Genomic DNA, 26,822 nt, shown 5'->3' with positions numbered 1-26,822 from the left:
AGGCGCGGATGCTGCAAGTTTCCCATCTCTTTGCTGATTACGCCGGTAAACCGGCGCTGGAAGATATCAATCTGACGCTCGACAGCGGTGAGCTGTTAGTGGTGCTGGGCCCGTCAGGGTGTGGGAAAACCACGTTGCTGAATCTGATCGCCGGTTTTTTGCCTTATCAGCACGGCACGATCCAACTGGCGGGAAAACGGGTCGATGGGCCGGGTGCGGAGCGCGGCGTCGTCTTTCAGAACGAAGGGCTGCTGCCCTGGCGCAACGTGCAGGATAACGTCGGACTTGGCCTGCAACTGGCGGGAGCGGACAAAACCCGGCGTCAGCACGTTGCGCAGCAGATGCTGAAAAAAGTCGGGCTGGAAGGGGCGGGAAAACGCTTTATCTGGCAGCTTTCCGGCGGGCAGCGCCAGCGTGTCGGCATCGCCCGCGCGCTGGCGGCAAATCCTCAACTCCTGCTGCTGGATGAGCCTTTCGGCGCGCTGGACGCTTTCACCCGTGAGCAGATGCAAACGCTGTTGCTGAAACTCTGGCATGAGACCGGCAAGCAGGTATTGCTCATTACGCATGATATTGAAGAGGCTGTGTTTATGGCGACGGAGCTGGTGCTGCTTTCTCCTGGCCCCGGTCGCGTGCAGGAGCGGCTGTCGCTTGATTTCGCCCGCCGCTTTGTGGGGGGAGAATCCTGCCGCAGCATTAAATCCGATCCGCAGTTTATCGAGACGCGGGAGTATGTGTTAAGCCGCGTCTTTGAACAACGGGAGGCCTTCTCATGAGCGTGGTCATCAACGATAAGCTGCGTCAACGCGGGTTGAAATGGCGCTGGCCGTTCTCTCGTCGCATTACCCTGAGTATCAGCACATTAGCGGTGATTCTGGCCGTGTGGTGGAGCGTAGCGGCGTTGCAGTTAATCAGCCCGCTGTTTCTGCCGCCGCCGGGGCAGGTGCTGCAAAAACTGATCGCCATCGCCGGGCCGCAAGGGTTTATGGACGCCACGCTGTGGCAGCATCTGGCGGCGAGCCTGACGCGCATTCTGCTGGCGCTGCTGGCTTCCGTGATTATCGGCATTCCGGTGGGCATTGCGATGGGGCTAAGCCCAACGATACGCGGCATTCTCGATCCGATCATTGAACTCTACCGACCTGTTCCGCCGCTTGCGTATTTACCGCTGATGGTGATCTGGTTCGGGATTGGCGAGACCTCCAAGATCCTGCTGATCTATCTGGCGATTTTCGCCCCGGTCGCCATGTCGGCGCTGGCGGGCGTCAAAAGCGCGCAGCAGGTTCGCATTCGTGCGGCGCAGTCGTTAGGCGCCGGACGAGTACAGGTATTGTGGTTTGTGATTCTGCCCGGCGCGCTGCCGGAGATCCTCACCGGATTACGCATTGGCCTGGGCGTGGGCTGGTCAACGCTGGTGGCGGCTGAGCTGATTGCCGCCACCCGGGGTTTAGGGTTTATGGTGCAGTCCGCCGGGGAATTTCTGGCAACCGACGTGGTGCTGGCGGGGATCGCGGTGATTGCAGTGATCGCGTTTATTTTAGAACTGGGTCTGCGTGCGCTTCAGCGCCGCCTGACGCCCTGGCATGGAGAAGTACAATGAGTGAACGTCTGAGCATTACCCCGCTGGGGCCGTATATTGGCGCGCTGGTTTCCGGCGCGGATCTGACCCGCCCGCTGAGCGATAATCAATTCGAACAGCTGTATCACGCGGTGCTGCGCCACCAGGTGGTTTTTCTGCGTGAACAAGCCATTACGCCACAGCAACAGCGCGCGCTGGCACAGCGTTTTGGCGATCTGCATATTCATCCGGTCTATCCCCACGCCGAAGGCGTCGAAGAGATTATCGTGCTGGATACCCATAACGATAACCCGCCGGATAATGATAACTGGCACACCGATGTGACCTTTATTGAGACGCCGCCAGCAGGGGCGATTCTGGCGGCAAAGGAACTGCCCTCTACCGGCGGGGATACGCTATGGACCAGCGGCATTGCCGCATATGACGCGCTTTCCGAACCGTTTCGCCAGTTGCTGAGCGGTTTGCGGGCGGAGCATGATTTCCGTAAATCGTTCCCGGAATACAAATACCGCAAAACTGATGAGGAGCATCAGCGCTGGCTTGAGGCGGTAGCAAAACATCCACCTTTGCTGCATCCGGTGGTGCGTACCCATCCGGTGAGCGGCAAACAGGCGCTGTTTGTGAATGAAGGCTTTACCACGCGGATTGTCGATGTGACGGAAAAAGAGAGCGAGGCGCTGCTTGGATTCTTGTTTGCGCACATCACAAAACCGGAGTTTCAGGTGCGCTGGCGCTGGCAGCCTGATGACGTAGCCATCTGGGATAACCGCGTCACCCAGCATTATGCCAACGCTGATTACCTGCCGCAGCGGCGCATTATGCACCGGGCGACGATTCTGGGAGATAAGCCGTTTTATCGCGTGCCGTAATAGATAATCTCACTATTCGGTTAAGGAACGGTTAGGGAAATGCAGGCCTGGTAAGCGCAGCGCCATCAGGCTCAATGTGGCACCGCGCCGGATGGCGGCGTAAACGCCTTATCCTGCCTGGAAACCCAAATGCGCGCCAATATAGCGCTGATACCTGTTTGCCTTCAGATAGGTTAAATCGACCAGCACCAGACCATCCACGCAGTTGCTGAACGCCGGATCGTTACCGAAATCAATAAACTGCACGCCGCCGGGGTCGCAAAGTTCGGAGTACTGTTTGTAGAGCGGGGGAATACCGCAGCCCAGATTGCCGAGCAGCGATTTCAGCCGCGTCAGATCGTCGTTGTAGCTTTTGCCTTCAAACTGCGCCAGTACGTCCGGCAATGACGCGGGGTAGGGCTGGCGTGATATTGCCAGCGGGTGCGTCGGCGGGAACCACAGGCGATAAAAGGCCACCAGTAAATCCCGCGCATCCGCAGGCAGACCGCCGGAAATAGACACCGGGCCGAACAGGTATCGGTATTGCGGATAGCGCGCCAGATAAGCGCCAATGCCAGACCAGAGATAGTCCAGCCCGCGACGTCCCCAGTAACGCGGCTGGATAAAACTGCGACCCAGCTCAATGCCGTGCTGCATCACTTGCGCCATCTGCTCGTCGTAATGGAACAAACTGTAGCTGTAAAGCCCTTCTATGCCGCGTTTTTCCTGCTGCTGCGCGCAGGGAATGAACCGATAGGCGCCAACAATTTCCAGATCGTCTTCGTCCCATAAAATCAGGTGCAGATAGTCGTCATCATAGCGGTCGGTGTCCCGACGCTTTCCGCTGCCTTCGCCAACCGCGCGAAAGGCGATTTCACGCAGCCGCCCCAGTTCCCGCAGGATGGGGACATCCTCTTTGCCGTTGCGCTGCCAGAGGTAAATGTGCTTCCCGTCGGCGGTGTGCCCAAGGCATTCCGCCTGGGCGAGATCGCGTTTGAGGTGCGCTCTGTCTTCTGCGCGGGCTATCGTACTTTCGGTGGTGAATAACCCAGGGCGTCCTTTACCTAATGCCGCGACGTGCTGACGGCATTTTTCGGCCTGCTCGCGGACGTTGGTTTTCGTGGCGGACCACTGTGTCCAGGCGATTTGTTGGCCGATGCGGAGCGGCAGGCTGCTGCGACGCCGACGAAACATCTGCTGCATCAGGAGCAGCAATGCGAAGGTGGGGGACACCAGGCTGCTGGCGTAAAACAGCGAGCTGTTACGCGCGTTGATATGTACGGGAAGCAACGGCGTGCGGTATTTCTCCGCCACCCGGATAAACCCGGAATGCCATCGGCCTTCCCTGATTCCCTGCGATGTGAAGCGCGCTACTTCGCCCGCCGGAAAGAAAATTAACGCTCCGCCAGCCTGTAAATGCGCATCTATCTGTTGTAGCGATGATTTTGGCGTGCGCCCGCCGATGTTGTCCACGGGAATGAAAAGTGAGCTGAGCGGTTGCAGATGCGAGAGCAGGCGGTTGGTCACTACTTTCACGTCACGGCGCACACGCGAGATGGCATACAGCAGGGCCAGCCCATCAAGCGTGCCTGTCGGGTGGTTGGCAATGATGACCAGCGGGCCATGTGCGGGGATGTTTTCGAGGTCGTGTGCGGGGATATCGCAGCGTATTTCAAGGTGTTCGAGAACCTGTTCCACCATGTCCACCCCTTTCAGATGGGGATGGCGGGATGCAAATTGCTGAAATTCTTCTTCATACAGCAACCGCCTGAGCAGATTTTTTTGCCAGGGTGTCGGCCTCGCCTGAGGCCACAGGTCGTCGAGTACGTTATCGAGACTAAACATAGCGGCTCCTCCTCCCGTCCTGTGCTGACAGTAGAAGGTACAAATGTCGTTTGTATGACGATGAGGTGACGTTTTGTGACAGTGCCAGATGGCGGCACCCGGCCTACAGATGTCAATCCCGTAGGCCGGATAAGCGCAGTACCAGCAGGCACTGCATCTCAGAAAGGATTAACGCAGGATTTTTTTCTCCGCCAGATCCAGCGCGAAGTAGCTGAAGATCAGATCCGCGCCCGCGCGTTTGATCGAGCCTAAGCTTTCCAGCACCACTTTCTCTTCGTCGATCGCGCCCGCCATCGCGGCGAATTTGATCATGGCGTATTCGCCGCTGACCTGATACGCGCCGAGCGGTAATTCGGTACGATCGCGGATATCACGCAGAATATCCAGATAAGCGCCAGCGGGTTTCACCATCAGGCAGTCCGCGCCCTGCGCTTCGTCGAGCAACGACTCGCGAATCGCTTCACGGCGGTTCATCGGATTCATTTGATAGGTCTTACGATCGCCTTTCAGTGCCGTACCGGCCGCTTCACGGAACGGGCCGTAGAAAGAGGAGGCGAACTTGGTGGAGTAGGACATGATGGCCGTATCCGTAAACCCGGCGGCATCCAGCGCCTGGCGAATCGCCTGCACCTGACCGTCCATCGCGGCGGAAGGGGCAATAAAATCAGCGCCCACAGCGGCGGCGACCACCGCTTGTTTACCGAGGTTCGCCAGGGTTGCATCGTTGTCGACGCCGTGTTCGCACAGCACGCCGCAGTGACCGTGGGAGGTGTACTCACAGAAACAGGTGTCAGACATCACGATCATTTCTGGCACGGTTTGCTTGCAGATGCGCGACATGCGCGCCACCAGGCCGTCTTCTTTCCAGGCATCGCTGCCGGTGTCGTCGGTATGGTGGGAAATGCCGAAGGTCATCACTGAACGAATGCCGGCGTTGGCGATGCGTTCAATCTCGCGCGCCAGGTGTTTTTCAGGAATGCGCATGACGCCAGGCATGGCGTCGATCGCTTTGTAGTCGTCGAGTTCTTCTTCAACAAAAATCGGCAACACCAGGTCGTTTAAACTGAGTGTTGTCTCTTCAAACATGGCGCGCAGCGCAGCGGATTTGCGCAGGCGACGAGGGCGTTGGATTAGGTCTGTCATGGTATGCCTGATGTTTGTGGAATCGAAACGTCGAGTATACCTGAACCTGCCGCGAGGTGTTTTACGAAAGTTGTCCTTATGTGAAGTATTGCGGGTTGCTGTTAATGAAGCGATTAAATATTCGCAATTAGTATTTCTATGAATAAGATTATTTTTGTTAGTGATACATTTATTTCTGGTTTTAATTTTATTAAATATTGTTTTAAGCTCTTCTGTCCTTTATTTATTGGTGATTTCTTTATTTCTTCATCATATATCATTCAGTTAAATAAGTAACTCCTATTTCCCTTTCTAATTTATTGAAAACTGGCGATTTAAAAAATATCTGTGATTTTGCTGGTGATTTTTTAATTGTCCGCTTTCGGACATTAAACAAAGAATAATTGAACCTTTCAATGCTGACGCCGCATAATCGACCTGCGAAACATAAAATGTTTTCTATGCATTGATAATTGATGGATCAACTATATTACGTCCCTGAGGAGGGATGACAAATGCACTCCTGGAAAAAGAAACTTGTAGTCTCACAATTAGCACTGGCCTGCACTCTGGCAATCACCTCTCAGGCAAATGCTTCTACGGATATTTCTGGAACCACCTACACAACATTCAACCACTATAACGACGCAACCTACGCTGATGGTGTTTATTATGATGGTTACGTAGGCTGGAACAACTACGCGACCGATAGCGTTTATAACGGTGATATTTATCCGGTTATCAACAACGCTACCGTTAACGGCGTAATCTCAACCTACTATCTGGATGATGGTCTTTCTACCAACACCAACAGTAATAGTCTGACAATCAAAAACAGCACCATTCACGGGATGATCACCTCTGAGTGCATGACCACTGATTGCGTGGGTCGTGATGCGACCGGTTATGTTTATGACCGTCTGGCGCTGACTGTTGATAACTCAACCATCGATGATAACTACGAGCATTATACCTATAATGGCACGTACACTGATGGTACGGCGGATACGCATGTTGTTGACGTTTACAACCTGGGTACTGCGATTACGCTGGATCAGGAAGTTGACCTGGTCATCAAAAATAATTCCCACGTTGCGGGTATTACGCTGACTCAGGGTTATGAGTGGGAAGACATTGACGATAATACCGTTAGCACCGGCGTTAACAGCGCTGAAGTGTTCAACAACACCGTCACGGTGACTGACTCTACGGTGACCTCTGGCTCATGGTCAGATGAAGGGACTTCCGGTTGGTTCGGTAACACCAACAACGCGAGCGATTACAGCGATTCTTATACTGCTGATGACGTGGCGATTGCGGCGATTGCGCATCCGAATGCGGATAACGCAATGCAGACCACTGTTAACCTCAGCAATTCTACCCTGATGGGCGACGTTGTTTTCTCCAGCAACTTTGACGAAAACTTCTTCCCGAACGGGGCGGATACTTATCGCGATACGGACGCTGACCTGGACACCAACGGCTGGGATGGCACTGACCGTATGGATGTTACGCTGAACAACGGCAGCAAGTGGGTTGGCGCGGCAATGTCCGTACATCAGGTTGATTCTGATGGCGATGGCGTGTACGACAGCTTTGCTGCGGGCACCGATGCCACTGCGACGCTGATCGACATTGCGGCTAACAGCCTGTGGCCTTCCTCCACTTACGGCATTGACAATAATGACACCGCGTATGGCGAAGATGGTCATGTTGTTGGTAACGAAGTCTATCAAAGCGGCCTGTTCAATGTGACGCTGAACGGTGGTTCACAGTGGGATACCACGAAAACCTCGCTGATTGATACGCTGAGCATCAACAGCGGTTCCGTCGTGAATGTGGCAGACTCTGATCTGGTTTCTGACAGCATCTCCCTGACCGGCGGCGCGGCCCTGAATATCAATGAAGATGGTCATGTTGCAACGGATGAACTGACAATCAACAACAGTACCGTCACGATTGCTGATGATGTGTCTGCTGGCTGGGGCGTGTACGATGCCGCACTGTATGCAAACACCATCAACGTCACCAACAACGGCGTTCTGGATGTGGGCAACAGCACCGCGTATGCGCTGCAAGCTGATACCCTGAATCTGACCAGCTACACCGATGCTAACGGTAACGTGAATGCCGGTGTCTTCAACGTTCACAGCAACAGCTTTGTGCTGGATGCCGATCTGACTAACGATCGTACTAACGACATCACTAAGTCTAACTACGGCTACGGTGTGATCGCGATGAACTCTGATGGCCACCTGACCATCAACGGTAATGGCGATGCCTGGACTGGCGATCAATCTGAAGTCGATAACGCGGGTGATAACGTTGCTGCGGCAACCGGTAACTACAAAGTGCGTATCGATAACGCGACCGGTGAAGGTTCTGTCGCTGATTACAAAGGCAAAGAGCTGATCTACGTTAACGACAAGAACAGCAAAGCCACCTTCTCCGCAGCGAATAAAGCTGACCTGGGGGCATACACCTATCAGGCTCAGCAGGAAGGCAACACTGTTGTTATGCAACAGATGGAACTGACCGACTACGCGAACATGGCGCTGAGCATCCCGTCTGCAAACACCAATATCTGGAACCTGGAACAAGACACCGTTGGTACTCGTTTGACCAACTCTCGTCATGGTCTGGCTGATAACGGCGGCGCATGGGTGAGCTACTTTGGCGGCAGCTTTGATGGCGACAACGGCACCATTAACTACGATCAGGATGTGAACGGCATCATGGTCGGTGTTGATACCAAAATTGACGGTAACAACGCTAAGTGGATTGTCGGTGCGGCGGCTGGCTTTGCGAAAGGCGACATGAGCGACCGTACCGGTCAGGTGGATCAGGACAGCCAGTCTGCCTATATCTACTCTTCCGCTCGCTTTGCCAACAATGTCTTTGTTGATGGTAGCCTGAGCTACTCTCACTTCAACAACGATCTGTCTGCCAACATGAGCAACGGCCAGTACGTTGATGGCAACACCTCTGCGGATGCGTGGGGCTTTGGTCTGAAACTGGGTTATGACTGGAAACTGGGCGACGCTGGCTATGTCACGCCGTACGGTAGCGTATCCGGCCTGTTCCAGTCCGGCGACGATTATCAGCTCAGCAATGACATGAAAGTTGACGGTCAGTCTTATGACAGCATGCGTTATGAACTGGGTGTTGATGCAGGTTATACCTTCACCTACAGCGAAGATCAGGCGCTGACGCCTTACTTCAAACTGGCCTATGTTTATGACGACGCAAATAACGACGCCGACGTAAATGGCGATTCCATCGATAACGGCGTAGAAGGTTCTGCGGTACGTGTTGGTCTGGGCACTCAGTTCAGCTTCACCAAAAACTTCAGCGCTTATACCGATGCCAACTACCTCGGTGGTGGTGATGTCGATCAAGACTGGTCCGCGAATGTGGGCGTTAAATACACCTGGTAATTGTTTTTCATGATGAAAACACAGGTGATTTAATCAAAGGAAATGCCCGTCATGGATATGGCGGGCATTAATGCAAGGATGCGCATATGCTGTCTCTGAATAAACCACTTCAGGAATTTAGTAAGCTCGATAAGTGCCTGTCTAAATACGGCACGTACTTTGAATACGCCGATGAAAAGCAGGTTGTCTATTCGAATGATGCCAATCAAGGCGATACGTTTGTCATTTTAGACGGTCTCATCTCTTTGCGCAGAGGGGAGAACGTGCTTATGGGGATAACGCAGGCTCCCTTTATTATGGGTATTGCTGATGGCGTGATGAAAAATGATATCGAATATAAATTAGTCACGGAAAGTCGTTGTACCGGTTATTTTCTTCCTTCTTCCCATGCGATAAAAATCCTTGAGCAACACCAGTTATGGCGCGAAGCCTTTTGCTGGCTGGCATGGGAAAACAGAACTCTGGAACTGCGCGATCTGCAATTAATTGGCAACAACTCGTATGATCAAATTCGGGCGACGTTGATCGCGATGGTTGACTGGGATGAAGGGTTGCGAGCGCGTATTGGCGTGATGAACTACATTCATCAGAGAACACGAATTTCCCGTTCCGTAGTGGCTGAAGTGCTCGCCGCGTTACGCAAAGGGAACTACATCGAAATGAAAAAAGGCAAACTGGTCAATATCAACCATTTGCCTTCAGAGTATTGATCAGGACGCAGGCACGATCAGCGGTTTATTTCCGCTCAATTCTGTTACCAGGTCGTTGATGCCATCGCTCATATTAGTAAATCGCGTAAGCGGTGAGCGAGTGACGACCACAAAAGCGCCAACGTTGTGTTGCGGAATCATCGCCATATAGGTGATGAAACCACCGCCGCCGCCGGTTTTTTGAATAATCCCCGGACGTCCGTTTTTAGGCGCCATATAGACCCAGCCTAAGCCCAGCGCATCGGCTTTGCCCGGCACGTCCATACCTGTCACCCGTGTGAGCTGAGTTCGCTGATAAATCAGCGTCTGCATACGATCGGCCTGATTACTGCGATGATAAAAGTCGGATGAGAGATATTGCTGCATCCAGCGCATCATATCTCCCGGCGTGGAATAGACGCCGCCGCTGCCAATTGCCGCCAGCGTGTTGTTACAGGGACTGGCCCCTTTCTCCGCCACCATCAGGCGCTTGCACTGATCGGGGGAGGGGGTAAAGGTTGTGTCTTTCATCCCCAATGGGCGCGTAATCTGTTCTTCAAATAACTGCGTGTAGGGTTTGCCGGATGCGGTTGCCAGCGCGTCAGCCAACAGGTCAAACGCAAGGTTGGAATAAGACGCCTGCGAGCCAGGAGCCGCTTTTAGCGTTGCGGTAGAGAGGTAGCTCCAGCGCTGTTCGCGGGTTGGCCAGACAAATACCGGGCGATGCGGCGCGCCGCCGGGTTGCTCACGCGGCAGGGCGCTGGTATGGGTCGCCAGATTCACCAGGGTGATAGGCGTTCCGTTGTAGGTCGGTACGCGCGCCCCAGGCGGGGCATACTTGCTCAGCGGGTCGTGTAATTTCACCGTCCCCTGATCGAGCAGTTTGACCAGCATCTCGCTGGTCATGAGTTTCGTGATAGACGCAATGCGAATAACGGAGTCCAGTTGAGGATGTACGTTATTGCCGGGGCGAGTCTCCCCGAAACTGCGGAACACGCGTTGATTACCATCAATCACCACCAGCGCCATTCCCGTCGCGCCGCTGCCGTAAAAGATATGGTTGGCATAACGATCAACGATATCGGAAGCGAAAACCGGATCGGTGATTGGCTGTGCCGCCTGGACAGATGTCAATGACGCCGCGCACAGCACGGCAGAAAAAAGCAGACTACGTTTCAACGGTTGTGTCCATCAGTTAAATGAAAAAACTATGCGTATTTATACTACCTGGCGGCGCGTTGCAAAGCGCTAAAAAGACAATAATAGTGTGAAAAACGTAACGACGAGTAAACAGGGCATTTTTTCCCAATCGCGAATGTCCGCTTTTGTGATCCCGCGCTTGTGGTAACCTTGGTCGGTTTTTGGGTTTCGCCTTCCTGTTGTCGTTGAAGGGGAGCCGAAACTCGCTGAAACAATTCTGAAAAAACGATGTGCGAACTAAGCTGGCGAATACGGGTCACAATGCTCGGTTTCCGTCGCGGTTTTGTTGGGTCAGGCCCGTCTTGTCGCGCTCAGCGCTGCGGCAAAAGCACAGCAGTCGTCATAACGATAAGAAGTTAGCAGGAGAGCATCATGTTTAAGTCTTTTTTCCCAAAGCCGGGGCCGTTTTTTATCTCGGCGTTTTTTTGGGCGCTTGTCGCCGTCATTTTCTGGCAAGCGGGCGGAGGCGCCTGGGTTGCGCATCTTACTGGCGCTTCCGGTGATGTTCCCATCAGTGCCGCACGCTTCTGGTCGCTGGACTACCTGATTTTCTACGCGTACTACGTCCTTTGCGTCGGATTGTTTGCGATGTTCTGGTTTATTTATAGCCCGCATCGCTGGCAATACTGGTCGATTCTGGGCACTTCGTTGATCATCTTTGTGACCTGGTTTCTGGTGGAAGTGGGCGTGGCGGTCAACGCCTGGTACGCGCCGTTTTACGACCTGATCCAGACGGCGCTGAGCTCGCCGCATAAGGTCACTATCGAACAGTTTTACCGTGAAGTCGGCGTGTTTCTCGGGATAGCGCTGATTGCCGTAGTGATTGGCGTGATGAACAATTTCTTCGTCAGCCACTATGTGTTTCGCTGGCGTACCGCGATGAACGAACACTACATGGCGCACTGGCAGCATTTGCGCCATATTGAAGGCGCCGCGCAGCGTGTGCAGGAAGATACGATGCGTTTTGCCTCTACGCTGGAGAATATGGGCGTAAGCTTTATCAATGCCATCATGACGTTGATCGCCTTTTTACCCGTACTGGTTACGCTGTCTGCGCACGTACCGGATCTGCCGATCGTCGGGCATATTCCTTATGGGCTGGTTATCGCGGCTATCATCTGGTCGCTGATGGGAACAGGATTGCTGGCCGTGGTGGGGATCAAACTGCCGGGGCTGGAGTTTAAAAACCAGCGGGTTGAGGCCGCTTACCGTAAAGAGCTGGTCTATGGTGAAGATGACGCCAGCCGCGCTACGCCGCCCACCGTGCGTGAGTTGTTCAGCGCGGTGCGCCAGAACTATTTCCGCCTCTACTTCCACTATATGTACTTCAACATTGCGCGCATTCTCTATCTACAGGTGGATAACGTTTTCGGTCTGTTCCTGCTGTTTCCGTCGATTGTTGCCGGTACGATTACGCTGGGCCTGATGACGCAGATTACCAACGTGTTTGGTCAGGTGCGCGGTTCCTTCCAGTATCTGATTAACTCCTGGACCACGCTGGTGGAACTGATGTCCATCTACAAACGTCTGCGCAGCTTTGAGCGCGAACTGGATGGGCAGGATATCCAGGAAGTGACGAATACATTTAGCTAACAAACAAAAGGAAACGTTATGTCGGCGGCGTCCCGTCTTTACCCTTTATCATTCCTGGCTGCGTTGGTGCTGGCAGGGTGTAGTAGCCAGCCTTCGCAACCGCTGAAAAAAGGGGAAAAACCTGTCGATGTGGCAAGCGTGGTGCGCCAGAAAATGCCCGCCAGCGTAAAAGACAGGGACGCGTGGGCGCAGGACATTGCAAAGACCTTCGAAAGCCAGGGGCTGGCGCCAACGGTTGAGAATGTCTGCTCGGTGCTGGCGGTGGCGCAGCAGGAGTCTAACTATCAGGCGGACCCGGTGGTGCCGGGGTTGAGCAAAATCGCCTGGCAGGAGATCGACAGGCGTGCTGAGCGGATGCATATCCCTGTTTTTCTGGTGCATACCGCGCTGAAAATTAACTCCCCGAACGGAAAAAGCTACAGCGAACGTCTGGACGCGGTGAAAACGGAAAAACAGCTCAGCGCGATTTTTGATGATTTTATTAATATGGTGCCGATGGGGCAGACGCTGTTCGGTTCGCTTAATCCGGTGCATACAGGCGGGCCGATGCAGGTCAGCATCGCCTTTGCCGAACAGCACACAAAAGGTTATCCGTGGACCATGAACGGGACGGTTCGCCAGGAGGTCTTTAGCCGCCGTGGCGGACTGTGGTTTGGAACCTGGCATCTGTTGAACTATCCGGCGAATTACAGCGCGCCTGTATTCCGTTTTGCTGATTTTAATGCCGGTTGGTACGCCAGTCGTAATGCGGCATTTCAGAATGCGGTCAGTAAAGCCAGCGGCGTTAAGCTGGCGCTGGACGGCGACTTGATTCGTTATGACAGCAAAGCGGCCGGGAAAACGGAACAGGCAATCCGTAAGCTGGCGGGCAAGCTGGACATGAGCGACAGCGCGATTCGACGTCAACTGGAAAAGGGAGACAGCCTCGCTTTTGAGGAGACGGCGTTGTACGAGAAAGTGTATAAGCTGGCGGAAGCCAAAACCGGTAAGGCATTACCGCGCGAGATGTTGCCAGGTATTCAGCTGGAAAGTCCGAAGATCACCCGTAATCTCACTACCGCGTGGTTTGCTAAACGTGTGGACGAGCGTCGGGCGCGTTGTATGAATTTGTAGGCCGGATAAACCTGGCGTCATCCGGCACAGGGAGGGTTACTGATGACGGTGACGCCAGCGCAAAATTACGGCAATGACGCCAAAAATCAGGCAACCTGTCAGGAAAGGCACCAGTCCGAAAATGGTGCCGACGCCTAATCCAATTTCCACGCGGGGGCGTCCGGTCTCTTGCATCTGCATCAGATGTTCATAAACGCCAGGCGCGTGAACCAGAAGGTTCAGGATCTGCGCCCCTGCCCAAAAGCAAAACAGCACAAACACGGCATAGGCGATATTACCTGGCGTGGAGGAGGTATCTCGATGTTTCCCGCTAAACAGGGATTTTGAGAGGGTAAAGTCAGCCATAAAGACCTCCGGGATAGTCTTCTGCACGAATCTGGCGTCATGCCAGCGGCTTATCGTGAAGTCTGACAGGTCATCGTGTTTGTCAATATCAGAATGATGGTAATTTCACTCAGGGATGACTCCTGGATTGCGGATTTTTTGTTTGATGTCACAATTTTGTTACCTTAATCTAAATTAATTAACATTTGAGAAATTCCGCACAGGCCACAGACGCTCAGGCAGAAATGTGCGAGGATGATTTTTTATTGTTTTAGCGTCGGAGCTGTCATGAACCTGCCTGTAAAAATTCGCCGTGACTGGCACTATTATGCTTTCGCCATTGGGCTGATCTTTATTTTGAATGGCGTGGTGGGGTTGTTGGGCTTTGAAGCAAAAGGATGGCAAACCTACGCGGTAGGCCTGGTGACGTGGGTATTCAGTTTCTGGCTTGCCGGGCTGATTATTCGTCGCCGTGAGGATGATAAAACCGAAGAAGCTTAATGCGGTAGTGTGCCGGATGGCGGCATCGGCCTACGGGCGCAAAATGCCGTAGGCCTGATAAGCCACAGCGCCATCAGGCGATCAACACCAGATGGCGCATCGTCATCATGACATGCTGGTTTTCAGGGCGTTATCCGCCGCATGACGTTCCAGCGCCAGTTCAATCAGACGGGTAATCAAATCGGTATACCCTAAACCACTTGCCTGCCAGAGTTTCGGGTACATGCTAATGTTGGTGAATCCCGGCAGCGTATTGATCTCGTTAATCACCACTTCGTTTTCCGCCGTTAAGAAGACGTCCACGCGCGCCATTCCCGCACAACCTAACGTCTGGTACGCCTGAATGGCGATCTGGCGGATCTTGTCGTTCACCTCTTGCGGGATTTGGGCGGGAACCATGACCTGCGCCCCGTTGTCGTCGATATATTTGGTGTCGTAAGCGTAAAAATCGCTGTTCAGGACGATCTCGCCGCAGGTGCTGGCCTGTGGGTGATCGTTGCCCAGCACGGCGCACTCGATCTCACGGCCTTTGATCCCTTGCTCAACAACCACTTTGTGATCGAATTCGAACGCCAGCGCAACGGCCTGTTCATATTGCGCTTCGCTGGTGACTTTGCTGACGCCCACAGAGGAGCCCTGATTTGCGGGTTTCACAAACAGCGGCAGACCCAGCCGGGACGCCACTTCCGCAAAACGGATCGCATCGCGATTCGCGCGAGTCAGCGTAATAAACGGCGCGATGTTCAGCCCGGCATCGCGCAGCAGACGTTTGGTGACGTCTTTATCCATGCAGGCGGCGGAACCCAGCACATCGGAGCCGACAAACGGTAAATTCGCTACGCGCAGCATCCCTTGCAGCGAGCCGTCTTCCCCCAGCGTGCCGTGTACGATCGGGAAAATGACGTCCACCGTCGGCAACGGCTGGCCGTTCTGTGCGTCAATTAACTGGTGTTCGTGTTTGCCCGGAACCTGCGCCAGGCTGGTAGAAGAGGGGCGCAGCGCAATGTGCGCGGGATCGTTTGCATTCAGCAGATAGTTTTCGGCATCGCTGACATGCCATTGCCCTTGTTTATCAATGCCTAACAGCACAACGTCAAAGCGGGCTTTGTCGATGGCATCGACAATATTTTTTGCCGATTGCAAAGACACTTCATGTTCCGCTGATTTACCACCAAATACGATACCTACCCGCAATTTTGCCATCTTAAAAACCCATTCCATCGAACGCAAAGCGTATACATTACCACGACAAAACGTCGGATTCGCGGGCTTCTGCCATAATGTTTAAGGGAATCAGAGAGGAGGGGGCGTGAAAGGTAAGGATTGGCTTGCGATTGTGCTGCTGGGGGCCGTGGGTGTGGTGGGTTACCGCTCTCTTCCGTCGCATTACAATCCTTTTGTTTCCCTGCAACTGTCCGATCCTCCGGGCTGGCTCACCAAATTCAAACTACAGCGTCTGACGCCGCAACAGTGCCAGGGATTACTTGAGCAGGCCAATCGCCAGGGAATGATCTCGTCGCAACCCGTTGCCGACAGCGCGGGCGAATGTCCGCTGTCAGACGTGGTACGGGTCAGGCATTTTGGCTCCGTGTCGTTGAGCAGCAGTTTCCTGGCCTCTTGCCCGCTGGCGCTGAGTTCTGCGCTGTTTGTGGCGCGCCAGGCGAAACCGCTAACCCAGTCGTTTATGGGCAGTCAACTGACCCGTATTGAGCACCTTGGCAGCTATGCCTGTCGCAATATCTATCACCGGGCGGATGCGCGTCGCAGTGAACATGCCAGCGCGCAGGCGTGGGATATCAGCGGTTTTCAACTGGCGGACGGTCGAAAAGTTACGGTTCTGCGGGGATGGAAGGATGAGAAAACCGCCCCCTGGCTGCGCGCGATGCTTAACGCCAGTTGCACTTATTATGGCAATGGACTGGGGCCGGAGTACAACGCCGCGCACGCCAACCATTTCCATCTCGGTATGCGCGGATACGGGCTTTGTCGTTGAAGCATAAATCCCTGTTCTGAGCGTGTATATAATGTGACATATTTCACAAATCTGATGAACGGGGAGATAAAATAGCAAAATAGAGGTTACCGCATCTCTGGAACCGCTTCTGCTGGCGCAACTTGCTAAGCTGGTGAGCGTTTTCAGCTATTTATCGTTATGAGCACTTATGGAATCCTGGAAGGTTAATCTTATCTCCGTCTGGTTCGGCTGCTTTTTTACCGGGCTGGCGATCAGTCAGATCCTGCCATTTTTACCGCTGTATATCTCGCAAATGGGCGTCACTTCGCATGAAGCGCTCTCCATGTGGTCTGGCTTAACCTTCAGTATTACCTTTCTCATCTCCGCGATTGTTTCGCCCATGTGGGGCAGTCTGGCTGACCGTAAAGGCCGCAAACTGATGCTACTGCGCGCATCGCTCGGCATGGCGATCGCGATTTTACTTCAGGCGTTTGCGACCAATGTCTGGCAACTGTTTCTTTTGCGCGGCGTCATGGGGCTTACCTCCGGGTACATTCCTAACGCGATGGCGCTGGTGGCTTCGCAGGTGCCGAGAGAGCGTAGCGGCTGGGCGCTCAGCACGCTTTCCACCGCCCAGATCAGCGGGGTGATCGGCGGGCCGTTAATGGGCGGAGTTATTGCCGATCATATCGGGCTGCGGGCGGTCTTTTTTATTACCGCCACGCTGTTGATGGTGAGCTTTCTGGTAACGCTGTTTTTAATTAAAGAGGGCGTTCGTCCGGCTCTCAAAAAGAGTGAACGACTGAGCGGCAAAGCGGTTTTTGCCTCATTGCCCTATCCGGGTCTGGTGATTAGCCTGTTTTTCACGACGATGGTGATACAGCTCTGTAACGGTTCGATCAGCCCCATCCTGGCGCTGTTTATCAAATCCATGCTGCCGGACAGCACGAACATTGCCTTTTTGAGCGGGTTAATTGCGTCGGTGCCTGGCGTTTCAGCGCTCATTTCCGCCCCCCGCCTTGGCAAACTTGGCGACAGGATCGGGACGGAAAGGATTTTGATGGCGACGCTGGTCTGTGCCGTGGTGCTGTTTTTCGCCATGTCGTGGGTGACGACGCCGTTCCAGTTGGGGGTTCTGCGTTTTCTGTTAGGTTTTGCCGATGGCGCGATGCTGCCTGCCGTACAGACCTTATTGGTGAAGTATTCCAGCGATCGAATAACCGGCCGTATCTTTGGTTATAACCAGTCGTTTATGTATCTCGGAAATGTGGCCGGGCCGTTGATGGGGGCGTCCGTATCGGCGATGGCGGGCTTTCGCTGGGTATTTGTCGCGACGGCGCTCATTGTGCTGGTGAATATCTGGCAACTGGCGATTGCGTTGCGCCGCCGTCACGCTGCCTGAGATCCGCTGTTAATCGTGATCATGTGCAGAAAGCATTCTGTACATGATCCTTTCTTTGCTGCCAAATCCAATGTAGATCACAAATTGACCATTAGTTGTGTAAGAGAACTTCTTTTTTCTACTGTTACGCGTATACAGTTACGCGTAACAGCTATCGAAAAAGAGGTTTTTGATGAAAAGTATTTTTAGTCTTGCAGGTAAACGCGCATTGATTACGGGGTCAGCGCAGGGAATCGGTAATTTGCTGGCAAGGGGACTGGCAGAGCATGGCGCCAGCCTGGTGATTAACGACATTACGCAGCAGCGGGCGGAACAGGCCGCGAGCACACTGACGGCTCTGGGTTATGACGCCGTGGGTTATGGGTTTGATGTCACTCACGCGGCGGAGGTGGAAAAAGCGATTGCGCATATTGAGCAGGAAATTGGGGCGATTGATATTCTCATCAATAATGCCGGTATCCAGCGTCGTTACCCCCTGACGGAATTTCCTGAAGCAGAGTGGGATCGCGTTATTGATGTCAATCAGAAATCCGTCTTCCTTGTTTCTCAACAGGTGGCCAAATATATGATGGCGCGCCGGGAAGGGAAGATTATTAATATTTGTTCCATGCAGAGTGAATTAGGCCGGAAAACAATTACACCCTACGCTGCTTCAAAAGGCGCGGTGAAAATGTTGACGCGAGGAATGTGCGTGGAACTGGCGGAATATAATATTCAGGTTAACGGTATTGCGCCGGGCTATTTTGCCACAGAGATGACGGAAGCACTGGTGAACGACGACGCCTTTTCCGCCTGGCTGTACCAGCGCACGCCTGCCGCGCGTTGGGGAAAGCCGGAGGAGTTGATTGGCGCGGCGGTTTATCTTGCGGCCCCGGCTTCGAATTTTGTTAACGGTCATATTCTCTTCGTCGACGGCGGAATGTTAGCTGCGGTATAGACTCATTATCAAAAGGAATGTGTATGAACGCTCTTGCTAAATTACCAGCCCGGCGCTGGTGGTATTTAATGCCGATTATTTTTATTACTTACAGCTTAGCGTATCTCGATCGCGCCAATTATGGTTTTGCCGCCGCAGCTGGTATTGAAACCGATCTGGGTATTACGAAAGGAACCGCATCCTTAATTGGCGCGCTTTTTTTCCTCGGGTATTTCTTTTTTCAGGTGCCGGGAGCTTTGTACGCCGTTAAACGCAGCGTACGGAAAATGATCTTTTTCAGCCTGATCCTGTGGGGAATATGTGCCGCCGCGACGGGGTTTGTCAGTAATATTCCCATGCTGATGGCGATCCGTTTTACTCTTGGCGTGGTTGAGGCGGCGGTGATGCCAGCCATGCTGATTTATATCAGCAACTGGTTTACGAAAACCGAGCGCTCGCGGGCGAATACCTTTTTGATTCTGGGTAATCCGGTCACCGTGTTGTGGATGTCGATTGTCTCCGGTTATCTGATTCAGGCCTGGGGATGGCGCGAGATGTTCATTATTGAGGGCATCCCGGCGGTACTGTGGGCATTTTGTTGGTGGGTGCTGGTTCGTGATAAACCGGCCGATGCCAGCTGGCTGACGGCGGAGGAAAAAGAGACGCTGCAACAGGCGATGGATCGTGAGCAAACCCATATTAAACCGGTACGTAACTACGGGGAAGCCATGCGCTCGCGTAACGTTGTCATGCTGTGCGCGGTACATGCTTTGTGGAGTATCGGCGTGTATGGATTCATGATGTGGATGCCATCCATCCTGAAATCAGCGGCCCAAATGGATATCGTATCCGTCGGCTGGCTGGCCGCCGTGCCTTATCTGGCGGCGATCTGTCTGATGCTTACCGTGTCGTGGTTATCGGATAAGTTTCAAAACCGTAAGCTGTTTATCTGGCCGTTGCTGCTGATTGCCGCCATCGCTTTCTTATGTTCCTGGCTGTTGGGGAGCAACGCTTTCTGGCTCTCTTATGGATTGCTGGTGGTTGCCGCAGCCTGCATGTACGCACCTTACGGCCCGTTTTTTGCCTTAATTCCTGAACTGTTGCCGCGTAATGTGGCGGGCGTGTCGATGGGCTTAATCAACAGTTTCGGCGCGTTAGGGGCATTCCTCGGCGCATGGCTGGTGGGGTATCTCAATGGCCTGACGGGCGGGCCGGGCGTTTCGTACACCTTTATGGCGATTTCCCTGCTGGCCTCGGTGGTATTGATGTATAACGTGCGCGCTAATCAGGCGCCGTCGTCCACATCCTTACAAACCGGGAAAGCGGTGGGCTAATCCGGTCGGATAAGATGCAGTCCCTCGCTGGCTGTGTTAAGGTTCTCTGCGAATTGATCACGCTGTCTTTCGCAGAGAACTTCATGAAAAACAATCGGATGACCTTGCAGGATATCGCCACGCTGGCTGGGCTAAATAAGATGACGGTAAGCCGTTATCTTCGCGATCCCAATCAGGTCTCGCAGCGTAGCCGCGAGCTGATTTCGAAGATCATGGAGGAGAATAATTATATTCCCAATCGCGCCCCCGAGATTTTGCTTAATGCGCGTAGTAAAACGATCGGGGTGCTGATTCCCTCCTTTCGCAACCAGATTTTTGCCGATGTCCTGGCGGGGATTGAGTCGGTGACTTCCGCTCATCAATACCAGACGCTGATCGCTAATTATGAATATGACCCGGAGCGGGAAGAGCGCGAAGTGCTTAACCTGCTCTCCTACAACATTGATGCGCTGATTCTGACCGGAAAACAACATACTGAACGTATGGTGCAGTATGTGCGCGCCAGCGGTATCCCCGTGGCGGAGTTAATGGATATCACCGAGCATTGTCTGGATATGCAGGTTGGTATTGATAACGAAAAAGCCGCGTGGGATATGACTCAGGCGTTTCTGGAGGCGGGAAAACGCGCCGTGGCGTTTTTCGGCTCAATGGACGACCCGCGTGATGTCAGTCGCTACCGCGGCGTTGAGCGTGCGCTGAGCGAGCAGGGGTTACAGCCTTACCATGTGGTGCCAAAAGCCATTTCGTCACTGGCCTTAGGTCGTCAGTTGTTTTTGCAGACGATGCGCGACAGATCGGATATTAACGCGATTTTTTGCACCAACGACGACTTAGCCGTTGGCGCGCTGCTGGAGTGTCAGTCGCAGCAGATCCCCGTTCCGCAACAGGTTGCTATTGCCGGATTTCATGGCCTGGAAATCGGCCGAGCACGTTTGCAAAAAATAGCGAGCGTGATTACCCCCCGCTACGATATGGGAAGCGTAGCCGCAGATATGCTGATTAAACGTCTGGGCGGAAAAGAGACGCTGGACAGGGTCAATCTGGGATATCAAATATATTATGGCGATACGCTTTAAGTTAAATTCTGGCGTATTTACCATAACTTTAATTTATACAATGGCGTGACTATTTATACCCTGATTTTTTACGGTTGAATTATTTTCTCGCGAGAAACGTTTCGCTCCATTTTGTCAGCGCATTATTTACAGAAAGTCTTTCCTTTATCATAAAAATACTACTTTTACCCTCTAGGCAGTCGTGAACCATAATGATAACGTCAGCATTCCTCGGATAAGGAAATACGGTCATGAAAAATCTCATTTCAGAGTTGTTGCTGAGGCTCGCCCAAAAAGAAGAAGAGTCGAAAGAACTGGTTGCTCAGGTAGAAGCGTTAGAGATTATTGTCACGGCGATGCTGCGTAATATGGCGCAAAATGAGCAGCAGAAGCTCATTCATCAGGTTGAGGATGCGCTCGACGGCGTAAAGCCGGATGCCAGCGTTCCAGATTACGATACGGAATTGCTGCGCCAGTATGTAAAAAAGTTACTGAGGCATCCTCGTAGCTGATCGTATTCAGAGTAAACACTGTCATAACCTTGTCACGTCAGTTACCTATAGTCGCTTTGTTTTTTATTTTACTGTATTTATACCCGTCGTACTTCAGGTTGCATATGTATTGGCTTTCTGTAACCCGAATTATTTAGGGTAGGCACATGGAGAAAATAAAGTGAAACAAAGCGCTATTGCTATTGCCCTGTTACCTCTGCTGTTTACCCCCATTACACATGCCAGGACGTCCGCGATGACGGTGCTGGATAATCGTGCCGCACAGGGAGATATTACCACGCCGGGCGGGGCGCGCCGATTAGCGGGCGATCAAACGGCGGCGCTGCGAGATTCGCTGAGCGATAAACCGGCCAAAAATATTATCCTGCTGATTGGCGACGGTATGGGTGATTCTGAAATCACTGCGGCGCGAAATTATGCGCAAGGGGCCGGCGGCTTTTTTAAAGGAATTGATGCTTTACCGTTGACCGGGCAATACACTCATTACGCGCTGGATAAAGAAACGGGCAAACCGGATTACGTCACAGACTCCGCCGCGTCGGCAACGGCGTGGTCGACGGGAGTTAAAACCTATAACGGCGCGTTAGGCGTCGATATCCACGAAAAAGATCACACCACGATCCTGGAGATGGCCAAAGCGGCAGGTCTGGCGACGGGCAACGTCTCGACCGCAGAATTACAGGATGCGACACCCGCCGCGTTAGTCTCCCATGTAACCTCACGCAAATGCTACGGCCCCAGCCTTACCAGCACTCTTTGCCCGACAAACGCGCTGGAGAAGGGTGGAAAAGGGTCGATCACCGAGCAACTGCTGAATACGCGGGCGGACGTTACGCTTGGTGGCGGCGCGGCCACCTTTGCTGAAATGGCGACAGCAGGCGAATGGCAGGGGAAAACGCTGCGTGAGCAGGCGCTGGCGCGGGGATATCAGCTGGTGAACGATGCCGACTCGCTGAAGGCGGTAACGGCGGCAAATCAGGATAAGCCGCTGCTGGGCTTGTTCTCCGACGGCAACATGCCGGTTCGCTGGGAAGGCCCGAAAGCCTCTTATCACGGCAACCTTGAACAACCTGCGGTGACCTGCAAGGCAAACCCGCAGCGCGATGATACCGTGCCTACGCTGGCGCAAATGACGGACAAAGCGATTGAGCTGTTGAGTAAGAATGAAAAAGGTTTCTTCTTGCAGGTTGAAGGCGCGTCCATCGATAAACAGGATCACGCCGCCAACCCATGCGGGCAGATTGGCGAAACGGTCGATCTGGACGAAGCCGTACAGCGTGCGCTCGCATTCGCTAAAAAAGAGGGCAATACCCTGGTTGTGGTGACTGCCGATCATGCGCATTCCAGCCAGATTATCGCGCCGGAAAGCAAAGCGCCGGGACTGACGCAGGCGTTAAATACCAAAGATGGCGCGGTGATGGTCATCAGCTACGGCAACTCGGAAGAGGAGTCGCAGGAACATACCGGCAGCCAGTTGCGCATTGCCGCATACGGCCCGCATGCGGCGAATGTCGTCGGATTAACGGACCAGACCGATCTGTTCTACACCATGAAAGCGGCGTTGGGACTGAAGTAAACGGACTCCTGACGGCAATACTTTTGCCGTCAGGTGGTATTTTCGTCGTCAGCAGCCAGACTTAGAGTTAGCCTCCTTCGGTTACGGCGCACGTAACCAGAAGGATGACGTGTAGTGTCAACACTCACAGAAGGATGGTGCTATGAAAATAACATTACTGGTTACCCTGCTGTTTGGGCTGGTTTTTTTAACCGCCGTCGGCGCTGCCGAGAAGACATTAACCCCGCAACAACAGCGTATGACGAGCTGCAATCAGCAGGCGACGGCGCAGGCGTTAAAAGGGGATGCGCGTAAGACCTACATGAGCGATTGCCTGAAAAACAGTAAATCTGCCCCTGGTGAGAAAAGCCTGACGCCGCAGCAACAGAGAATGCGTGAGTGCAACCAGCAGGCGACGGATCAGTCGCTGAAAGGCGACGATCGCAGCAAGTTTATGAGTGCCTGTCTGAAAAAATCCGCATAGTGCTAACGGGTGAGCTGAGAAAATCACTCACCCGAAATTTCATACTTCCTTCACAATCCCCCTCTCTATAATTTGGGAAAATTGTTTCAGAATGTTCCCAAAAAATAATGAATGATGAAAACTTTTACAAAAAAGCGGTCGCACAGAGTGAGCCACCTCACTCTCCTCAAAATGACCATCAACGCTCCGGGCTGCGATTCGCCAGGCGGGTGAGACTGCCGCGTGCGGTAGGACTGGGATGGATGTTTCTCCCGATCGCCGCCGTACTGGCTTCACAACCGATTGCGGGAGGATGGTGGTTGTTTCTGGTCGGCTGGTCTTTCGTCTGGCCGCATCTGGCGTGGCAGCTGGCGAGTAAAGCCATCGATCCTTTAAGCCGGGAAATATACAACTTAAAGGCGGACGCCATTCTTGCTGGCGTCTGGGTTGGGGTGATGGGCGTCAACGTGCTGCCCTCCACGGCTCTGCTGATGATGATGTGTATGAATTTGATGGGCGCGGGAGGGCTGCGGCTCTTTATTGCCGGTATGGTGTTAATGGTTGTGTCATGTCTGGTGACGTTACAGCTGACCGGAATTACCGTGGCTTTTCGCAGCGCGCCGCTGGAGTGGTGGTTCTCCCTGCCGGTGATTGTGATTTATCCCTTGCTGTTTGCCTGGGTGAGTTACCAGACGGCGACTAAGCTGGCGGAACATAAACGCAGGCTACAGGTGATGAGCATGCGGGATGGCATGACCGGGGTCTATAACCGGCGTCACTGGGAAATATTGTTGCGTAATGAATTTGATAACTGTCGCCGCTACCACCGGGACGCCACGTTGCTCATCATCGATATCGATCACTTTAAGAGCATTAACGATACCTGGGGGCACGATGTCGGAGATGAGGCGATTATTGCCCTGACGCGCCAGTTGCAGATGACGCTGCGCGGCAGCGATGTGATAGGACGTTTTGGCGGCGACGAGTTTGCGGTGATCATGTGCGGTACGCCAGCGGATAACGCGATTGCCGCGATGTCGCGGGTTCATGAGCGATTAAACGCGTTACGCCTGCCGTGCGCGCCACAGGTTATTTTGCGCATCAGCGTGGGCGTTGCGCCATTGACCACGCAAATCGGACACTACCGGGAATGGCTGAAATCGGCGGATATGGCGCTTTATAAAGCAAAGAACGCCGGACGTAACCGTACAGAAGTGGCGGCCTGACGTCCGGCAACTGGCTCAGGATTTACTGAGTTTCTCTGATTTTTCCATACACTTCGCCATCGCTTCGATAATCGACGCCCGGAACCCTCGTTCCTCCAGCACCCGAACGGCTTCAATGGTCGTCCCGCCAGGCGAACACACCATATCTTTCAGTTCACCCGGATGTTTACCCGTTTCGAGCACCATTTTGGCGGAGCCCATTACGGCCTGCGCGGCGAATTTATAGGCCTGCGCGCGAGGCATTCCGCCCAGCACCGCGGCATCGGCCATCGCCTCAATAAACATGAAGACGTAAGCCGGAGCGGAACCACTGACCCCAACGACGGGGTGGATCATCGACTCGGCAATCACTTCCGCTTCGCCAAAGCAGCGGAAAATGTTCAGCACGTCAGCGGTATCTTCCGGCGTGACCAGCGCATTTGGCGTTATGGAGGTCATGCCCGCGTTGACTAAAGACGGCGTGTTTGGCATCGCGCGAACAATTTTGCGATCGTGCCCCAGCGCGCGCGCCAGCTGATCGAGCGTGACCCCCGCAGCGATAGAGACGACTAATGAGTCCTTGTTCAGGCTGGAGCTGATTTCGCTCAGCACTTTAATCATGATGCCCGGCTTCACGGCGCCGAAAACGATATCCGCAACCTGCGCGACGTCCTGCGCACTCTGCGCCGCATTGATGCCGTACCGATCGTGCAGCGCGGCGACGTTATCCGGGGACGGGGTATAGACCCAGATTTGCCCGGGGAGAACCTGACCGCTGGCAATCAGGCCGCCCAGAATGGCTTTTCCCATATTACCGCAACCGATAAAACCGATTTTCTTCTCCATTTCGTCACTCCCTATGCGTATTTTTAGTTGGGGTTATTAGCTTAACGTGGATTGAAAGTCTCATGAAGGAGAAACAGCACTTTGACGGAAGACAAAAGCACGAGACAATAGACGATTGCACATGAGCCTGGAGCGGTTATGACAATATGGGTGGATGCGGATGCGTGTCCAAATGTGATTAAAGAGATTCTGTACCGTGCGTCTGAACGTATGCAGATGCCGCTTATTCTGGTGGCGAACCAGAATTTACGCGTACCGCCTTCGCGTTTTATCCGTACACTGCGCGTACCCGCCGGATTTGATGTCGCTGACAACGAGATTGTGCGTCAGTGCGAAGCCGGAGATTTGGTCATTACGGCGGATATCCCGCTGGCCTCTGAAGTGCTGGAAAAAGGGGCGGCGGCGCTGAATCCACGCGGCGAACGCTATACGGAGTCAACGATCCGCGAACGCCTGACAATGCGTGACTTTATGGATACCCTGCGCGCCAGCGGGATTCAGACGGGCGGGCCGGACAGCCTTTCTCCGCGCGATCGCCAGCATTTCGCCGCCGAGCTGGATAAGTGGTGGCTGGAAGTCCAGCGCAGAACGCGCTAAATGTAATGTTATTTTTACACTTTGCTGCTGATGATTTCTTGTTATAGTAAGCGCGTACAAACTTTCACGGTTTTTGTGGAATGATTTATTTACATTTAACGATGTACTAGTTTGGTGGTATGATTATTACTTTGATGACATCAGATCCCGCACCTTTGCGGCTCTCTGGGGAAAGCCCGCTATGACGCAACCTCTCTTTCTTGTTGGCCCTCGCGGCTGTGGTAAAACAACAACCGGTATGGCGCTTGCGCAGGCAGTGGATTTCCAGTTTGTCGATACCGATCGGTGGTTGCAATCGCACGTCCAGATGACGGTTGCGGAAATTGTTGACCGGGAAGGGTGGGACAGCTTTCGCGCCAGAGAAACAGCAGCGCTGAAGGCGGTTACCGCGCCGTCAACGGTGGTTGCGACGGGGGGAGGGATCATCCTCACCGAATACAATCGTCGCTATATGCGCGAAAATGGCATTGTGATTTATTTAAGCGCGCCAGTGTCCACGCTGGTGAACCGGCTGGAGGCCGCGCCAGAAGAGGGACTGCGCCCGACGCTAACCGGCAAGCCCTTAAGTGAAGAGGTGCAGGAAGTGCTTGAGCAGCGCGACGCGCTGTATCGTGAAGCCGCGCATTACATCATCGATGCGAGCCATGCCCCTGACCAGGTTGTTTCTGAAATTCTTGCGGCGTTGTCGCAGGCGGCGCAACGATTGCAGGGCGGCGTCTATAATTAAAGTTC

25 protein-coding genes are annotated in these 26,822 nt (G+C 53.5%); 19 read left to right on the top strand and 6 right to left on the bottom strand.

Annotated features, from left to right (window positions below):
• The first annotated feature begins 8 nt into the window (after positions 1-8).
• Genes tauB through tauD form a run of 3 tightly spaced genes read left to right on the top strand, consistent with a single transcriptional unit; the run spans position 9 to position 2,448 of the window.
• Entirely contained in the window at positions 9-776 is a 768-nt protein-coding gene (tauB, locus tag OGV67_RS03490) for a taurine ABC transporter ATP-binding subunit (protein ID WP_012133630.1), read from the top strand.
• Positions 773-1,600, top strand: a complete 828-nt coding sequence (tauC, locus tag OGV67_RS03485; protein ID WP_286464929.1) for a taurine ABC transporter permease TauC — start codon at positions 773-775, stop codon at positions 1,598-1,600. The genes tauB and tauC overlap by 4 nt, the downstream gene beginning before the upstream one ends.
• Positions 1,597-2,448, top strand: a complete 852-nt coding sequence (gene tauD / locus OGV67_RS03480) for a taurine dioxygenase (protein WP_104869012.1) — start codon at positions 1,597-1,599, stop codon at positions 2,446-2,448. The genes tauC and tauD overlap by 4 nt, the downstream gene beginning before the upstream one ends.
• Positions 2,449-2,556: 108 nt before the next feature.
• Here tauD and olsF read toward each other — a convergent pair whose 3' ends face one another.
• Both olsF and hemB read right to left on the bottom strand, forming a co-directional pair.
• On the bottom strand, positions 2,557-4,272 hold the full coding sequence (olsF, locus tag OGV67_RS03475; protein WP_049011960.1) for a bifunctional ornithine lipid synthase OlsF: 1,716 nt from the start codon (positions 4,270-4,272) through the stop codon (positions 2,557-2,559).
• A 168-nt stretch (positions 4,273-4,440) separates the two neighbouring features.
• Complete coding sequence (gene hemB, locus OGV67_RS03470) at positions 4,441-5,415, bottom strand: porphobilinogen synthase (protein ID WP_115615022.1); 975 nt, start codon at positions 5,413-5,415, stop codon at positions 4,441-4,443.
• A 494-nt stretch (positions 5,416-5,909) separates the two neighbouring features.
• Between hemB and ehaB the strand changes: the two genes are divergently transcribed.
• The gene (gene ehaB, locus OGV67_RS03465; RefSeq protein WP_012133624.1) at positions 5,910-8,831 is read left to right on the top strand and encodes an autotransporter adhesin EhaB; all 2,922 of its coding nucleotides are present in this window, start codon (positions 5,910-5,912) and stop codon (positions 8,829-8,831) included.
• 86 nt (positions 8,832-8,917) lie between these two features.
• On the top strand, positions 8,918-9,541 hold the full coding sequence (gene iprA, locus OGV67_RS03460; RefSeq protein WP_047458555.1) for a hydrogen peroxide resistance inhibitor IprA: 624 nt from the start codon (positions 8,918-8,920) through the stop codon (positions 9,539-9,541).
• Here iprA and ampH read toward each other — a convergent pair whose 3' ends face one another.
• Complete coding sequence (ampH, locus tag OGV67_RS03455) at positions 9,542-10,699, bottom strand: D-alanyl-D-alanine-carboxypeptidase/endopeptidase AmpH (RefSeq protein ID WP_049011959.1); 1,158 nt, start codon at positions 10,697-10,699, stop codon at positions 9,542-9,544.
• 393 nt (positions 10,700-11,092) lie between these two features.
• Here ampH and sbmA point away from each other — a divergent pair, with 393 nt between their 5' ends.
• Positions 11,093-12,313, top strand: coding sequence for a peptide antibiotic transporter SbmA (gene sbmA, locus OGV67_RS03450; RefSeq protein ID WP_047458548.1), 1,221 nt, complete (start codon positions 11,093-11,095; stop codon positions 12,311-12,313).
• An 18-nt stretch (positions 12,314-12,331) separates the two neighbouring features.
• On the top strand, positions 12,332-13,426 hold the full coding sequence (locus OGV67_RS03445; RefSeq protein ID WP_115615020.1) for a DUF1615 domain-containing protein: 1,095 nt from the start codon (positions 12,332-12,334) through the stop codon (positions 13,424-13,426).
• Between the two features lie 36 nt (positions 13,427-13,462).
• On the opposite strand, the gene OGV67_RS03440 is transcribed toward OGV67_RS03445, so the two are convergent.
• Complete coding sequence (locus OGV67_RS03440; RefSeq protein ID WP_024130611.1) at positions 13,463-13,771, bottom strand: YaiY family protein; 309 nt, start codon at positions 13,769-13,771, stop codon at positions 13,463-13,465.
• Between the two features lie 267 nt (positions 13,772-14,038).
• Here OGV67_RS03440 and OGV67_RS03435 point away from each other — a divergent pair, with 267 nt between their 5' ends.
• Positions 14,039-14,251, top strand: a complete 213-nt coding sequence (locus OGV67_RS03435) for a DUF2754 family protein (protein WP_024130610.1) — start codon at positions 14,039-14,041, stop codon at positions 14,249-14,251.
• A gap of 105 nt (positions 14,252-14,356) precedes the next feature.
• On the opposite strand, the gene ddlA is transcribed toward OGV67_RS03435, so the two are convergent.
• Positions 14,357-15,454, bottom strand: a complete 1,098-nt coding sequence (ddlA, locus tag OGV67_RS03430; RefSeq protein ID WP_115615019.1) for a D-alanine--D-alanine ligase — start codon at positions 15,452-15,454, stop codon at positions 14,357-14,359.
• Positions 15,455-15,560: 106 nt separating this feature from the next.
• Here ddlA and OGV67_RS03425 point away from each other — a divergent pair, with 106 nt between their 5' ends.
• From OGV67_RS03425 to adrA, 9 genes are all read left to right on the top strand, one after another.
• The gene (locus OGV67_RS03425; protein ID WP_115615018.1) at positions 15,561-16,244 is read left to right on the top strand and encodes an extensin-like domain-containing protein; all 684 of its coding nucleotides are present in this window, start codon (positions 15,561-15,563) and stop codon (positions 16,242-16,244) included.
• 169 nt (positions 16,245-16,413) lie between these two features.
• Positions 16,414-17,607: a multidrug efflux MFS transporter gene (locus OGV67_RS03420; protein WP_115615017.1), complete on the top strand. Its 1,194-nt coding sequence runs from the start codon at positions 16,414-16,416 to the stop codon at positions 17,605-17,607.
• 172 nt (positions 17,608-17,779) lie between these two features.
• Positions 17,780-18,544, top strand: coding sequence for a gluconate 5-dehydrogenase (gene idnO / locus OGV67_RS03415; RefSeq protein ID WP_012133612.1), 765 nt, complete (start codon positions 17,780-17,782; stop codon positions 18,542-18,544).
• A 23-nt stretch (positions 18,545-18,567) separates the two neighbouring features.
• Complete coding sequence (locus tag OGV67_RS03410; RefSeq protein ID WP_024130608.1) at positions 18,568-19,857, top strand: MFS transporter; 1,290 nt, start codon at positions 18,568-18,570, stop codon at positions 19,855-19,857.
• Between the two features lie 83 nt (positions 19,858-19,940).
• Positions 19,941-20,933 (top strand): DNA-binding transcriptional regulator IdnR, encoded by a 993-nt coding sequence (idnR, locus tag OGV67_RS03405; RefSeq protein WP_115615016.1) that lies wholly within the window; start codon positions 19,941-19,943, stop codon positions 20,931-20,933.
• A gap of 230 nt (positions 20,934-21,163) precedes the next feature.
• Positions 21,164-21,424 carry an anti-adapter protein IraP gene (gene iraP, locus OGV67_RS03400; protein WP_012133608.1) on the top strand — a complete coding sequence of 87 codons (261 nt, stop codon included), beginning with the start codon at positions 21,164-21,166 and terminating at the stop codon, positions 21,422-21,424.
• A 160-nt stretch (positions 21,425-21,584) separates the two neighbouring features.
• Positions 21,585-23,000 (top strand): alkaline phosphatase, encoded by a 1,416-nt coding sequence (phoA, locus tag OGV67_RS03395; RefSeq protein WP_115615015.1) that lies wholly within the window; start codon positions 21,585-21,587, stop codon positions 22,998-23,000.
• A 142-nt stretch (positions 23,001-23,142) separates the two neighbouring features.
• Complete coding sequence (psiF, locus tag OGV67_RS03390) at positions 23,143-23,463, top strand: phosphate starvation-inducible protein PsiF (RefSeq protein WP_012133606.1); 321 nt, start codon at positions 23,143-23,145, stop codon at positions 23,461-23,463.
• Positions 23,464-23,570: 107 nt separating this feature from the next.
• A complete protein-coding gene (gene adrA, locus OGV67_RS03385; RefSeq protein ID WP_012133605.1) occupies positions 23,571-24,668 on the top strand; it encodes a diguanylate cyclase AdrA in 1,098 nt (365 codons plus the stop codon).
• 15 nt (positions 24,669-24,683) lie between these two features.
• Here the strand turns inward: adrA and proC are convergent, their stop codons facing one another.
• Positions 24,684-25,493 carry a pyrroline-5-carboxylate reductase gene (gene proC / locus OGV67_RS03380; protein WP_047458533.1) on the bottom strand — a complete coding sequence of 270 codons (810 nt, stop codon included), beginning with the start codon at positions 25,491-25,493 and terminating at the stop codon, positions 24,684-24,686.
• 138 nt (positions 25,494-25,631) lie between these two features.
• Here proC and OGV67_RS03375 point away from each other — a divergent pair, with 138 nt between their 5' ends.
• Positions 25,632-26,090: a YaiI/YqxD family protein gene (locus OGV67_RS03375; protein WP_012133603.1), complete on the top strand. Its 459-nt coding sequence runs from the start codon at positions 25,632-25,634 to the stop codon at positions 26,088-26,090.
• A gap of 181 nt (positions 26,091-26,271) precedes the next feature.
• The gene (gene aroL, locus OGV67_RS03370; RefSeq protein ID WP_047458531.1) at positions 26,272-26,817 is read left to right on the top strand and encodes a shikimate kinase AroL; all 546 of its coding nucleotides are present in this window, start codon (positions 26,272-26,274) and stop codon (positions 26,815-26,817) included.
• Positions 26,818-26,822: the final 5 nt, after the last annotated feature.

Source organism: Citrobacter sp. CK188 (genome assembly GCF_030333525.1).
GTDB classification, from domain to species: domain Bacteria; phylum Pseudomonadota; class Gammaproteobacteria; order Enterobacterales; family Enterobacteriaceae; genus Citrobacter_B; species Citrobacter_B koseri.
The sequence above is the reverse complement of the archived record's forward strand: the minus strand, read 5'-3'. Positions and strand labels throughout refer to the sequence as shown.

Bases quoted from the DNA above. Each gene is read 5' to 3' on its own strand.
- tauB (WP_012133630.1), top strand. From the start codon at position 9: ATGCTGCAAGTTTCCCATCTCTTTGCTGATTACGCCGGTAAACCGGCG.
- tauC (WP_286464929.1), top strand. From the start codon at position 773: ATGAGCGTGGTCATCAACGATAAGCTGCGTCAACGCGGGTTGAAATGG.
- tauD (WP_104869012.1), top strand. From the start codon at position 1,597: ATGAGTGAACGTCTGAGCATTACCCCGCTGGGGCCGTATATTGGCGCG.
- olsF (WP_049011960.1), bottom strand. From the start codon at position 4,272: ATGTTTAGTCTCGATAACGTACTCGACGACCTGTGGCCTCAGGCGAGG.
- hemB (WP_115615022.1), bottom strand. From the start codon at position 5,415: ATGACAGACCTAATCCAACGCCCTCGTCGCCTGCGCAAATCCGCTGCG.
- ehaB (WP_012133624.1), top strand. From the start codon at position 5,910: ATGCACTCCTGGAAAAAGAAACTTGTAGTCTCACAATTAGCACTGGCC.
- iprA (WP_047458555.1), top strand. From the start codon at position 8,918: ATGCTGTCTCTGAATAAACCACTTCAGGAATTTAGTAAGCTCGATAAG.
- sbmA (WP_047458548.1), top strand. From the start codon at position 11,093: ATGTTTAAGTCTTTTTTCCCAAAGCCGGGGCCGTTTTTTATCTCGGCG.
- OGV67_RS03445 (WP_115615020.1), top strand. From the start codon at position 12,332: ATGTCGGCGGCGTCCCGTCTTTACCCTTTATCATTCCTGGCTGCGTTG.
- OGV67_RS03440 (WP_024130611.1), bottom strand. From the start codon at position 13,771: ATGGCTGACTTTACCCTCTCAAAATCCCTGTTTAGCGGGAAACATCGA.
- OGV67_RS03435 (WP_024130610.1), top strand. From the start codon at position 14,039: ATGAACCTGCCTGTAAAAATTCGCCGTGACTGGCACTATTATGCTTTC.
- ddlA (WP_115615019.1), bottom strand. From the start codon at position 15,454: ATGGCAAAATTGCGGGTAGGTATCGTATTTGGTGGTAAATCAGCGGAA.
- OGV67_RS03420 (WP_115615017.1), top strand. From the start codon at position 16,414: ATGGAATCCTGGAAGGTTAATCTTATCTCCGTCTGGTTCGGCTGCTTT.
- idnO (WP_012133612.1), top strand. From the start codon at position 17,780: ATGAAAAGTATTTTTAGTCTTGCAGGTAAACGCGCATTGATTACGGGG.
- OGV67_RS03410 (WP_024130608.1), top strand. From the start codon at position 18,568: ATGAACGCTCTTGCTAAATTACCAGCCCGGCGCTGGTGGTATTTAATG.
- idnR (WP_115615016.1), top strand. From the start codon at position 19,941: ATGAAAAACAATCGGATGACCTTGCAGGATATCGCCACGCTGGCTGGG.
- iraP (WP_012133608.1), top strand. From the start codon at position 21,164: ATGAAAAATCTCATTTCAGAGTTGTTGCTGAGGCTCGCCCAAAAAGAA.
- psiF (WP_012133606.1), top strand. From the start codon at position 23,143: ATGAAAATAACATTACTGGTTACCCTGCTGTTTGGGCTGGTTTTTTTA.
- adrA (WP_012133605.1), top strand. From the start codon at position 23,571: ATGAATGATGAAAACTTTTACAAAAAAGCGGTCGCACAGAGTGAGCCA.
- proC (WP_047458533.1), bottom strand. From the start codon at position 25,493: ATGGAGAAGAAAATCGGTTTTATCGGTTGCGGTAATATGGGAAAAGCC.
- OGV67_RS03375 (WP_012133603.1), top strand. From the start codon at position 25,632: ATGACAATATGGGTGGATGCGGATGCGTGTCCAAATGTGATTAAAGAG.
- aroL (WP_047458531.1), top strand. From the start codon at position 26,272: ATGACGCAACCTCTCTTTCTTGTTGGCCCTCGCGGCTGTGGTAAAACA.